The following is a 12040-nucleotide window of genomic DNA, read 5'->3' as shown; positions in this document are numbered from 1 at the left end:
CGTTTTTCGGGGTCAAGCCGGTGGTGCTGGATGCGCAGACCGGGGTGGCGCTGGACGGCGACGGGGTCGAGGGGGTGCTGTGCATCGCCGATAGCTGGCCTGGGCAGATGCGCACGGTCTGGGGCGACCACGAGCGCTTCATGGAGACCTATTTCCAGCAATATCCGGGCTATTACTTCACCGGCGACGGCTGCCGGCGCGACGCGGACGGCTATTACTGGATCACCGGGCGGGTGGATGACGTGATCAACGTCAGCGGCCACCGGATGGGCACGGCCGAGGTGGAATCGGCGCTGGTTGCGCATGAGAAGGTGGCCGAGGCGGCGGTGGTGGGCTATCCGCACCCGCTGAAGGGTCAGGGCATCTATGCCTATGTGACGCTGATGAACGGCGTCGAGCCCAGCGACGGCCTGCGCGCCGAGCTGGAGAAATGGGTACGCACCGAGATCGGCCCGATCGCCAAGCCGGACCTGATCCAATGGGCGCCTGGGCTGCCCAAGACCCGTTCGGGCAAGATCATGCGCCGCATCCTGCGCAAGATCGCCGAGGACGATTTCGCAGCCTTGGGCGACATCTCGACCCTGGCCGATCCAGGCGTCGTCGACGACCTCATCGAAAACAGGATGAATCGGCACTGACAGCCAGGGCCGGCGGCAGCGGCGGCCCCCGCATCATCCCTGATCGCCATGGGCGCGCCGCACCGCGCCCCTGGACCGGCTGCGGCCGGGCGGATGCCGCCTGCCGCAATCTTTCCAAGGACATTGCCCGCCGGCAGCACGCCGGCGCGGCTGCAAGACCGCAAATCGCGGCGGTGGAGGAGCACGACCCCGATGCAAGACAACCTGGCCGAACGGATCGCCGCAGATCCGAACTATCAACTGCTGAAAGAGAAACGATCCCGCTATGGCTGGATCCTGACCATCGCCATGCTGGTCGTCTATTACGGCTATATCCTGCTGATCGCCTTTGACAAGGAACTGCTCGCCGCGCGGATGGGCAGCGGCGTCATCACCTGGGGCATCCCGCTGGGCTTTGGCGTGATCGTCTTTACCATCATCATCACCGGCATCTATGTCCGCCGCGCCAATGGCGAGTTCGACGAGCTGAGCGAAAAGATCCGGCTGGAGGCGCTGAAATGACCCCTAACTTCCTGCGCAACGGCCTGATCGCCGCGGCCCTGGCCATGCCGGGCGCCGCCATGGCCGCCGACGTGATCCAGGGCGGGCAGAAACAGGCGACGAACTGGACCGCCATCACCATGTTCGCGGTCTTCGTGCTTGGCACGCTTTACATCACCAAATGGGCGGCGGCGAAGACCAAGTCGGCAGCGGATTTCTATACCGCCGGCGGCGGCATCACCGGCTTCCAGAACGGGCTGGCCATCGCCGGGGACTACATGTCGGCCGCATCCTTCCTGGGGATTTCCGCGGCGGTGATGGTGTCGGGCTATGACGGGTTGATCTATTCGATCGGCTTCCTGGTCGGCTGGCCGATCCTGACCTTCCTGATGGCCGAGCGGCTGCGCAATCTGGGCCGCTTTACCTTTGCCGACGTGGCGGCCTTTCGCTTTGCCCAGGCGCCGGTGCGCATCTTTGCCGCCTCAGGCACGCTGGTCGTGGTGGCCTTTTACCTGATCGCGCAGATGGTGGGCGCGGGCTCGCTGATCCAGCTGCTGTTCGGGCTGGACTACTGGATCGCCGTGGTGATCGTCGGCGCGCTGATGATGATCTATGTGCTGTTCGGCGGTATGACCGCGACGACCTGGGTGCAGATCATCAAGGCCTGCCTGCTGCTGGGCGGCGCGACCTTCATGTCCTTCATGGTCATGTGGCATTACGGCTTCAGTCCCGAGGCGATGTTCGCCGACGCCGTCCGCGTCAAGGCCGACCTGGCCGCCGCCGGCGGCAAGACCGCCGAGGAAGCCGCCGTGGCCGGCCAGTCGATCATGGGTCCGGGCACCTTCATCAAGGATCCGATCTCGGCCATCAGCTTCGGCATGGCGCTGATGTTCGGCACCGCCGGCCTGCCGCATATCCTGATGCGCTTCTTCACCGTTCCCAGCGCCAAGGAAGCGCGCAAATCGGTGATGTGGGCGACCGGCTGGATCGGCTATTTCTACCTCTTGACCTTTATCATCGGCTTCGGCGCCATCACCTTCGTGCTGACCAATCCCGAATTCCTGGACGATACCGGCGCGCTGGTCGGCGGTTCCAACATGGCCGCCGTGCATCTGGCGCAGGCCGTGGGCGGCAACGTGTTCCTGGGCTTCATCTCGGCCGTGGCCTTTGCCACCATCCTGGCGGTGGTCGCGGGGCTGACGCTGTCGGGCGCCTCGGCGGTCAGCCACGACCTTTATGCGACGGTGATCAAGAACGGGAACCCCGCGCCGGGCAGCGAGCTGCGCGTGTCGCGCATCACCACGCTGGTCCTGGGCCTGGTGGCCGTGGTGCTGGGCATCGCCTTCAAGAACCAGAACATCGCCTTCATGGTGTCGCTGGCCTTTGCGGTGGCGGCCTCGGCCAACTTCCCGGTGCTGTTCATGTCGGTGCTGTGGAAGGATTGCACGACCCGCGGCGCGGTGGTCGGCGGCTTCCTGGGGCTGATCTCCTCGGTGGTGCTGACGGTGCTCTCGCCCTCGGTCTGGGAAGCGACGCTGGGCAACCCGGCCGGGTCGGCGCCCTTCCCCTATACCTCGCCGGCGCTGTTCTCGATGACCTTGGCCTTCCTGGGCATCTGGCTGGTGTCCAAGATGGACAACGGCGCGCGGGCCCGCATCGACCGGGCGGGCTTTGCCGCCCAGCAGGTGCGTTCGGAAACCGGCATCGGCGCGTCCCAGGCGTCGTCGCACTGAACCGCCCCGGCCCGCCCCTTGCAACGGGGGCGGGCCATCGCCATTCCGCCGGGCTGCGGGCCATGGCGCCGCATCCGGCACAATCCGCTTGTCTTGACGGTGCTGCGGCGGAATCCTCGGGCCCGGACGCGCGCCACAGGAAGGATCGCCATGACCGACGCCTATCAAGCCATCATCGACCGCTGCGCCGGGCTGCCGCCGTTGCGCGCCGCCGTGGTCCATCCGGTGCGCCCTTCGGTTTTCGAAGCGGTCGAACAGGCGCGAGTGGCCGGGCTGATCCAGCCGGTGCTGGTCGGTCCCGCCGCCCGCATCGCCGCCGCCCTGGCCGAGGCGGGGCTGGACGCCCAGGATTACGAGATCGTCGATGCCGAACACAGCCACGCCGCCGCCGCCCGCGCCGCCGCCATGGCCGGCATCGGCCAAGTCGGCGCGATCATCAAGGGCTCGCTGCATTCCGACGAATTGCTGGGCGCGGTGATCGACCCCGCGGGCGGGCTGCGCACCGAGCGGCGCATCAGCCATGCCTTCCTGATGCTGACCCCCGATTACCCGCGCCCCTTCATCATCACCGACGCGGCGGTCAACATCGCCCCGGACCTGCCGGCCAAGGCGGACATCCTGTGCAATGCCATCGCGCTGTGGCGGGTGCTGTGGGGGCCGGCGCGGCCCAAGGTCGCGATCCTGGCCGCGGTCGAGACGGTCAATCCCCGGATGCAGGCGACGCTGGACGCGGCCGCCCTGTGCAAGATGGCCGATCGCGGCCAGATCCTGGACGCGGAACTGGACGGGCCGCTGGCCTTCGACAATGCCGTCAGCCCAGAGGCGGCGCGGGAAAAGGGCATCGTTTCGCCGGTGGGCGGGCAGGCCGAGATCCTGCTGGTGCCGGACATCGAATCGGGCAACATGCTGGCCAAGCAGCTGGTGTTCATGGGCGGGGCCGATGCGGCCGGGATCGTCTTGGGCGCGCGGGTGCCGGTCGTCCTGACCAGCCGGGCCGATTCCGTGCGCGCGCGGCTGCTGTCCACCGCGCTGGCCGTGCTGATGGCCGAGGCGCGCCGGCTGGGACAGGTGAAATGACCCCGGCGATCCTGACGCTGAACGCGGGTTCCTCCAGCCTCAAGTTCCGGGTCTTTGCCCGGCAGGGGCTGGCGCTGCTGGCGCGCGGCGCCGTCAGCCGCATCGGCGGCGATGCCGAACTGGCCGCGCGGCTGGCCGAGCGCGCCGAAATCCGCAGCCCGGTCGCCGGCAGCGACCATGCCGCCGCCATGCAGGCGGTGCTGGATTTCATCGCCGCCCATGACGACGGCTGGCGGATCGAGGCGGTGGCGCATCGCATCGTCCATGGCGGCACCCGCCATACCCGCTCGACCCCGGTCACGCCGCAGGTGCTCAGCGACCTGGCGGCGCTGATCCCGCTGGCGCCGCTGCACCAGCCGCACGGCCTGGCCGCCATCGCCGCCACCCGCCGGCTGCTGGGTGAAAACGTGCCGAACCTGGCCTGTTTCGACACCGCCTTCCATGCCGGGCGCGATGCGCTATTCACCCATTTCGCCCTGCCCGAGGCGTTGTTCGAACAGGGGGTGCGCCGCTATGGCTTTCACGGCCTGTCCTATCAATGGCTGGCCCAGGTGCTGGCGCGCGACCATCCCGACCTGCATCGCGGCCGGGTGGTGGCCGCGCATCTGGGCAATGGCGCCAGCCTTTGCGCCATGCGCGACGGGCGCAGCGTCGATACCACCATGGGCATGACCGCGGTGGACGGCATTCCCATGGGCACGCGCTCGGGCGCCGTCGATCCCGGCGCGATCCTGTTGATGCAGCGCAGCTTCGGCATGGCCCCCGACCAGATCGAGGACCTGATCTACAACCGCTCGGGCCTGCTGGGCATGTCGGGCCGGTCGAACGATGTGGCGGCGCTGCTGGCGGATGGCTCGGCGCAGTCGCGTTTCGCGCTGGACTTCTTTGCGCTGAAATGCGCGCAGGCGGCGGCTTCCATGGCGGTGTCGCTGGGCGGCATCGACGCCATGGTCTTTACCGGCGGCATCGGCGAGAACGCGGCCCCGCTGCGCCAGGCGATCTTGCGCCACATGGCGCCCTTGGGCGATTTCGCCACCCTGGTCATCCCCGCCAACGAGGAACGGATGATGGCGATCGAGGCAGCGGCGCTGCTGGACTGACGCCAGGCAGCCGCCGGCGCCGGAACGGAACTTCAAGCTGCCGGCCGCGCGCGGCGTCCGGGTTTCTCCGTTTTCCAAATACCCATTGCGCGGCGCTTCTGCCGGTCCCCAACCCCGCCGATGGGACCCCGATCACCGCGCCGGCCCCATCCGGCTGCCGCACCACGCTGTTCAGATGCGAATTGACACCCCGCCCCTGCGCGGGCGACAAGTCTGTACTGGGGACGGAGGGCGTGGATCCAGACGCTGCCGTCCGGGAGCGATGACGCCGCAAGGCACTCGGAGGATATCATGCAAAAAACCCCATTCTGGCTTGCAGGGCTGATGGCGCTGCCCGTCGCGGCCGAGGCCAAGACGGAAATCTCGTGGTGGCACGCCATGTCCGGCGCCAATGCCGAGGTGGTCAGCAAGATCGCCGGCGATTTCAACGCCAGCCAGGAAGAATACGAGGTCAAGCCGGTCTTCAAGGGCACCTATCCCGAGACGCTGAACGCGGGCATCGCCGCCTTTCGCGCCGGGCAGGCCCCCGACATCATCCAGGTCTTCGACGTGGGCACCGGGGTCATGATGGGCGCGCAGGGCGCGATCAAGCCGGTGGCCGAGGTGCTGGACGAGGGCGGCTACGCCTTTGACAAAAGCCAATACCTGCCCGGCATCGTCGGCTATTACTCGACGCCCGAAGGCGACATGCTGTCCTTTCCCTACAACTCCTCCTCGCCGATCCTGTATTACAACAAGGACATCTTCGAAAAGGCGGGGCTGGACGTCGACAGCCCGCCCAAGACCTGGGCCGAGGTCTGGGCCGCCGCGCGCCAGATCAAGGAATCGGGCGCCGCAAGCTGCGGCTATACCTCGACCTGGCTGACCTGGATCCATACCGAAAACTTTGCCGCCTGGAACAATGTCAGCTGGGGCACGAACGAAAACGGCCTGGCCGGCACGCCGGAACTGAAGATCGACGGGCCGCTGTTCGTCAAGCATTTCCAGGAACTTGCGGACCTGGCGAAAGAGGGCGCCTTTGTCTATGGCGGCCGCACCAGCGAGGCCAAGCAGAACTTCACCTCGGGCGAATGCGGCATCCTGACCGAAAGCTCGGGCGGGCTTGGCGACATCGTCAAGTCGGGCATGAACTACGGCATCGGCCAGCTTCCCTATGACGAAACCGCCCAGGGCGCGCCGCAGAACACCACGCCGGGCGGCGCCTCGCTTTGGGTGATGGGCGGCAAGTCGGACGAGACCTACAAGGGCGTCGCCGCCTTCTTCAACTACCTGTCCCAGACCGAGGTGCAGCAATACCTGCACGAGCAGTCGGGCTATCTGCCGGTGACGATGGCGGCCTATGAGGCGACCAAGGCGTCGGATTTCTATGACAAGAATCCGGGGCGCGAAACGCCGATCCTGCAAATGATGGGCAAGCAGCCGACCGAAAACTCCAAGGGCGTGCGCGCGCCGAACCTGCCGCAACTGCGCGACATCCAGAACGAGGAATATGAAAAGATGCTGGCCGGCCAGCAGGATGCGGCGACGGCGCTGAAGAACGCCGCCGAGCGCGGCAATGCCGCGCTGAAGGAAGCCGTCGGCGGCTGAAGTTAGCGGCGGGCGCCCCGGCGCCCGCCCGCTTTGGCAGGACCGATCCGGCAATGGGGGACGGATGAGACGCACGGTCTTTCCGCACAAGCTGCTGCCCTGGCTGCTGCTGGCGCCGCAGTTGGCGATCACGTTGATCTTCTTTTACTGGCCGGCGGGGCAGGCGTTCCGGCAATCCCTGCTGCGCGAGGATGCGTTCGGCCTGAAATCGACCTTTGTGGGCCTGGCGAATTTCCGCAAGGTGCTGGGTGATCCGAACTATCTGAACTCGGTCCGGGTGACGGCGGTGTTTTCGGTGCTGGTCGCCTTTTGCGCCATGGCGATCGCGCTGTTTTTGGCGGTGCAGGCGGAAAAGATCATCCGCGGCCGGGGTTTTTACCGGACGCTGATGATCTGGCCCTATGCCGTGGCGCCCGCCATCGCCGGCATGCTGTGGCTGTTCATGTTCAACCCCAGTTTCGGGACGCTGGCCTGGCCGCTGCGGCAGTTGGGCCTCTACTGGAACCCGCTTCTGGACGGCGAGCAGGCGATGACCCTGGTGGTCGCAGCCGCCACCTGGAAGCAGATCAGCTATAATTTCCTGTTCTTTGTCGCTGGGTTGCAGGCGATTCCTCGATCCCTTCTGGAAGCGGCGGCCATCGACGGCGCGTCGCGTCGCCATGCGTTCTGGACCATCGCCTTTCCGCTGCTGGCGCCCACGACGTTTTTCCTGCTGGTGGTGAATACGGTCTACGCGTTGTTCGACACCTTTGGCATCATCCATGCCGTGACCGGCGGCGGCCCCGGCAAGGCGACCGAGACGCTGGTCTACAAGGTCTATAACGACGGTTTCGTGAACCTGATCATGGGCGACAGCGCCGCGCAATCGGTGATCCTGATGGTGATCGTGATCGCGCTGACCGCGTTCCAGTTCCGCTTTATCGAAAGGCGGGTGCATTATGGCTGAACCCTCACCCCTGGCGGCGCGTGGCGCGGGGCGGCTGGTGGCGCATTTCTGGATGATCCTGGGCGTGATCGTGGTGGCCTTTCCGGTCTATTACGTCTTCGTCGCCTCGACCCATTCGGTGCAGACCATCCTGCGCCCGCCGCTGCCGCTGCTGCCGGGACCCGAGGCCGCCGCGAATTACGGCCAGGCGTTCGAGGGCGGGGTCCGCCGCATCGGGGGCGTCAGCCTGTGGCGGCTTCTGGCCAATACCACGGTGGTCGCCCTGGGCATCGCGCTGGGAAAGATCGCGATCTCGATGGCCTCGGCCTATGCCATCGTCTTTTTCCGCTTTCCGCTGCGCATGGCCTGTTTCTGGCTGATCTTCATCACCCTGATGCTGCCGGTCGAGGTGCGCATCCAGCCGACTTACAAGGTCATGGTCGACCTGGGGCTGATCGACACCTATCCGGGGCTGATCCTGCCCCTGATCGCCTCGGCCACCGCGACGCTGCTGTTCCGGCAGTTCTTCATGACCATCCCCGATGAACTTTTGGAGGCGGCGCGCGTCGACGGCGCCGGGCCCTGGCGGTTCTTCAAGGACATCCTGTGGCCCTTGTCGCTGACCAATGTCGCGGCGATCTTCGTGATCCAGTTCATCTATGGCTGGACGCAATACCTGTGGCCGCTGCTTGTCACCAATTCCAACGAAATGAACACCATCGTCATCGCGCTGAAAAAGATGATCTCGTTCGCCGATGCCGATACGCCCTGGAACCTGGTGATGGTCACAAGCGTGCTGGCCATCCTGCCGCCGATCCTGGTGGTGGTGCTGATGCAGCGCTGGTTCGTCAAGGGCCTGGTCGAGACGGAGAAATAGATGGCCCGCATCACGCTTAACGACGTCCGCAAGAGCTATGCGGGAAACCAGGTCATCCACGGCATCACCACCCAGATCGCCGATGGCGAATTCGTGGTGATCGTCGGCCCCTCGGGCTGCGGCAAATCCACGCTGCTGCGCATGGTGGCCGGGCTGGAGGCGATCAGCGCCGGCACGGTCGAGATCGGCGGCAAGGTGGTCAACGACCTGGAACCGCGCCAGCGCGACATCGCCATGGTGTTCCAGAACTACGCGCTTTACCCGCATATGTCGGTGCGCGAGAACATGGCCTATGGCCTCAAGATCGCCCGGCTGCCGAAGGCCGAGATCGAGGCCCGCGTCGCCAAGGCCGCGACCATGCTGGAACTTCAGCCCTATCTGGACCGCAAGCCCCGCGCGCTGTCGGGCGGCCAGCGCCAGCGCGTCGCCATGGGCCGGGCGCTGGTGCGCGAGCCGGCGGCGCTGCTCTTGGACGAGCCGCTGTCGAACCTCGACGCGAAACTCCGGGTGCAGATGCGCTTGCAGATCAAGGAAATGCACCTGCGCACCGGCCAGACCACGCTTTACGTCACGCATGACCAGGTCGAGGCGATGACGCTGGCCGACCGGCTGATCGTGATGAACAAGGGCGTGGCCGAGCAGATCGCGACGCCCTTGGAGGTCTATGAGCGCCCGGCCAGCGAATTCGTGGCGGGCTTCATCGGTTCGCCCGCGATGAACATCGTCCCGGTCCAGGCGGCCAAGGGCCATGTCACCTTGCCCGGCGGTGTCGAGCTGCGGTTGCCGGCTGCGCCGCGGACCGGCGCGCTGCGGCTTGGCCTGCGCCCCGAGCATCTGCGCGCCGCCGAACCGGGCGAGCCCGCGATCCCGGTCCTGCTGCGCTCGGTCGAAAGGCTGGGCGCCGACGCCTTCGGCTATGGCATGATCGAGGGCTCGGACGAGCCCCTGGTGCTGCGCCTGCCCGGAACCAGCGGGCTGGGGCGGGGCGACCGGGTCGAGGTCGTGCCCGATCCCGCGCATCTGCATTTCTTCGACCCGCAGGATGGCCGCCGGATCGGGGACTGAACCCGGACTTAGCCGGCCAGCGCGGTTTCCAGCGCCTCGAACATGGCGCGGGTCAGGCTTTGCGGCTTGCGTGCGACGCCGGCCCAGCCGCGCTCTTGCGCCGCCTGGATGCCAAAGGCGCCGGCGGTGTCGATCCCGGCCAGTTCGTCCCAGCCGACTGGCGCCGCCACCGGCGCGCCGGGCCGCGCGCGCACCGAAAAGGGCGCGATGGCGGTCGATCCGCGCTCGTTGCGCAGCCAGTCGATGAAGATGCGGCCCTTGCGGCTGGCCTTGGACAGTTCCACCGTATAGCGGTCCGGCTCGTCCTGCGCGCAAAGCGCCGCGAAATCGCGGGCAAAGCGCTTTAGATCGTCCCAGCCAAGGCTGCGGCGCAGCGTCACCACCAGATGCACGCCCTTGCCGCCGCTGAGCATGGCCCAAGGGGAAAGCCCCAGGTCCAGCAGCCGGTCGCGCAGCGACAGCGCGGCGCTGCGCACCGCGTCGAAGCCCAGCCCTTCGTCCGGGTCCAGGTCCAGGACCAGCCGGTCTGGCCGCTCCAGCCGGTCGCGGCGGGCGGGCCAGATGTGGAACTCGACCGTGCCCATCTGTGCGGCGGCGACCAGCCCGGCTGCGTCGGCGACATAGGCATAGGCCGCATCCTCGCCGTCGCTTTCGGTGATCTGCATCTGGCGGATCGCCTTGGGAAAGCCCTTGCCGGGGTGCTTCTGAAAGAACCGCTCGCCCGCCATCCCGTCGGGCAGGCGCAGCAGTGACAGCGGCCGGTTCGCGGACTCTTCCAGCATCGGTTCGGCGATGGACTGGTAATAGCGGGCAAGCCCGGCCTTGGTCAGCCCGGTATCGGCAAAGATCACCCGTTCGGGATGCGATATCTCGACGCCTTCGATCCGTTCCGCCATGGCCCGCCCCGCTGTTGTCGCTTGGCCAACGCCGGGGCGGCGGCTTCGGTTCGCCGCCGGCGCGATTTGTGCTTTCGCGCGCCGCACCTATATCCTTGCCGGCGATACAACAAGGACGGGACCGTATGGTAGACAAGGCGCAGCAACCCCAGCGGGCGGGACCGATCCTGCATTTTCGCGGCATGGCCGGGCAGGGGGTCCGGCTTGCCGCGATCGTGATCCGGCCCAAGGACGAGCCGCCGCCGCCGCCGATCCGGCTGCCGGGGGCCGAGATCGCGCCGCGCCGCATCGCCGAAATCGCCCAGCTCGCTGTCTGGCGCCACGATTTCACCCTGACCCCGGCCCAGGGCGGCTATGAGTTCGAGGGGCGCTTTCACCCGGTCGCGGCCGACCTGACCGGCGACCTGCGCCTGGCCTTCGTGTCCTGCAATGGCGAGGAAAGCGGCGACATGGACCGCGACGGGGACGAACGCAACCTGATGTGGCGGCGCCTGGCCCGCGACCATGCCCAGGCGCCCTTTGCGCTGCTGCTGCAAGGCGGCGACCAGATCTATGCCGACGAAGCCACCCAGGGCCATCCGCTAAGCGCGGACTGGCCGCAGCGGACGGTGCCGGCGGACGATCCCGCCGCCCTTGCCGATCTGGCGGAGCACCTGCGCCGCCGCTTCGTCGCCCGCTATCTGCATGTCCTTGCGGCGCCGGGCTATGCGGCCATGGCCGCGCAGGTGCCGATGCTGTCGGTCTGGGACGATCACGACATCTGCGACGGCTGGGGCTCATTGCCGCAAGAGCAGACCGATTCGCCGGTCGGGCAGGTGCTGTTCGGCGTGGCGCGCGAAACCTATCTGCTGTTCCAGCATGGCGCGGTGGAAAGCGATATTCCCGACCTGTTCCTGGATCCGACCGGCGCCAGCCTGACCTGGAAGCGCGAACTGCCCGGCCTGACCGTCGCCGCGCCCGACTTGCGTTCGGAACGCGGCCGCCACCGCATCATGGGACCGGCGGGCTGGCGGGCGGTCAAGGCGCTGGCGCCGCAGGGCGAACAGGTGTTCCTGGTCTCCAGCGTGCCGTTGTTGGGCCCGCGCCTGTCGCTGCTGGAACGCGCGATGATGGTCGTCCCGCGCATGCAGCATTACGAAGACGACCTGCGCGACCAATGGCAAAGCCGCACCCACCGCGCCGAATGGCAGCGCATGCTGGCCCAGGTGCTGGAATGGCGCGCCCGTGCGGACGTGACTGCCTTGTCGGGGGAAATCCACCTGGCCACCCGCGCCGTGATGGGGCCGGATGCGCAGAAGGTGCATCAACTGGTCGCCTCGGGCATCTCGCATCGCGCGCCGCCGCAAGCCTATGCCCGCGCGCTGGGGCTGTTTGCCGGGCTGGGCGAGGCACCGTTGCCCGGCCATCCGATCCGCATCCTTCCGCTGCCGGGCCAGCGCCACCGCTATGTCGCCCAGCGCAACTACCTGGCGCTGGCGCGACGCGACGGCCGTTGGCAGGCGGCCTGGCATCTGGAGGAAAGCGGCGAGACCCCCGCGCTCGACCTGTCTGCCTAGACGCCTGGCCGGCATCCTGCAAGAAACCATCATCCGGCGCGGCCCCTTCTATCGGCCGCGCCGATTTTTCTTGACAGAACGGTGACGGTTATGTGAGCATTTGCCC

At 67.3% G+C, this 12040-nt stretch carries 11 protein-coding genes; 10 read left to right on the top strand and 1 reads right to left on the bottom strand.

What is annotated here, in order from left to right:
* The 9 genes from F3H32_RS11610 to F3H32_RS11570 all read left to right on the top strand — a co-directional run.
* Positions 1-638 (top strand): AMP-binding enzyme (locus tag F3H32_RS11610; RefSeq protein WP_149766002.1); only part of this gene is annotated, 638 nt, incomplete at its 5' end.
* Positions 639-830: 192 nt separating this feature from the next.
* Complete coding sequence (locus tag F3H32_RS11605) at positions 831-1139, top strand: DUF485 domain-containing protein (RefSeq protein ID WP_149766001.1); 309 nt, start codon at positions 831-833, stop codon at positions 1137-1139.
* A complete protein-coding gene (locus F3H32_RS11600) occupies positions 1136-2851 on the top strand; it encodes a cation acetate symporter (protein ID WP_149766000.1) in 1716 nt (571 codons plus the stop codon). The genes F3H32_RS11605 and F3H32_RS11600 overlap by 4 nt, the downstream gene beginning before the upstream one ends.
* A 150-nt stretch (positions 2852-3001) precedes the next feature.
* Entirely contained in the window at positions 3002-3928 is a 927-nt protein-coding gene (locus F3H32_RS11595; protein WP_149765999.1) for a bifunctional enoyl-CoA hydratase/phosphate acetyltransferase, read from the top strand.
* Positions 3925-5028: an acetate/propionate family kinase gene (locus F3H32_RS11590; protein WP_149765998.1), complete on the top strand. Its 1104-nt coding sequence runs from the start codon at positions 3925-3927 to the stop codon at positions 5026-5028. The genes F3H32_RS11595 and F3H32_RS11590 overlap by 4 nt, the downstream gene beginning before the upstream one ends.
* Before the next feature lie 291 nt (positions 5029-5319).
* Entirely contained in the window at positions 5320-6615 is a 1296-nt protein-coding gene (gene ugpB / locus F3H32_RS11585; protein ID WP_149765997.1) for a sn-glycerol-3-phosphate ABC transporter substrate-binding protein UgpB, read from the top strand.
* Positions 6616-6679: 64 nt separating this feature from the next.
* Positions 6680-7561: a sn-glycerol-3-phosphate ABC transporter permease UgpA gene (gene ugpA, locus F3H32_RS11580; RefSeq protein ID WP_149765996.1), complete on the top strand. Its 882-nt coding sequence runs from the start codon at positions 6680-6682 to the stop codon at positions 7559-7561.
* Positions 7554-8417, top strand: a complete 864-nt coding sequence (gene ugpE / locus F3H32_RS11575; RefSeq protein WP_149765995.1) for a sn-glycerol-3-phosphate ABC transporter permease UgpE — start codon at positions 7554-7556, stop codon at positions 8415-8417. The genes ugpA and ugpE overlap by 8 nt, the downstream gene beginning before the upstream one ends.
* On the top strand, positions 8418-9482 hold the full coding sequence (locus tag F3H32_RS11570; RefSeq protein ID WP_149765994.1) for a sn-glycerol-3-phosphate import ATP-binding protein UgpC: 1065 nt from the start codon (positions 8418-8420) through the stop codon (positions 9480-9482).
* Between the two features lie 8 nt (positions 9483-9490).
* Here the strand turns inward: F3H32_RS11570 and ligD are convergent, their stop codons facing one another.
* Positions 9491-10378, bottom strand: coding sequence for a non-homologous end-joining DNA ligase (ligD, locus tag F3H32_RS11565; protein ID WP_223191425.1), 888 nt, complete (start codon positions 10376-10378; stop codon positions 9491-9493).
* A 125-nt stretch (positions 10379-10503) separates the two neighbouring features.
* Between ligD and F3H32_RS11560 the strand changes: the two genes are divergently transcribed.
* On the top strand, positions 10504-11934 hold the full coding sequence (locus F3H32_RS11560) for an alkaline phosphatase D family protein (RefSeq protein WP_149765992.1): 1431 nt from the start codon (positions 10504-10506) through the stop codon (positions 11932-11934).
* Positions 11935-12040 lie beyond the last annotated feature (106 nt).

Origin of the sequence: Paracoccus thiocyanatus (assembly GCF_900156255.1) — a bacterium.
Lineage (GTDB): Bacteria > Pseudomonadota > Alphaproteobacteria > Rhodobacterales > Rhodobacteraceae > Paracoccus > Paracoccus thiocyanatus.
The sequence above is the reverse complement of the archived record's forward strand: the minus strand, read 5'-3'. Positions and strand labels throughout refer to the sequence as shown.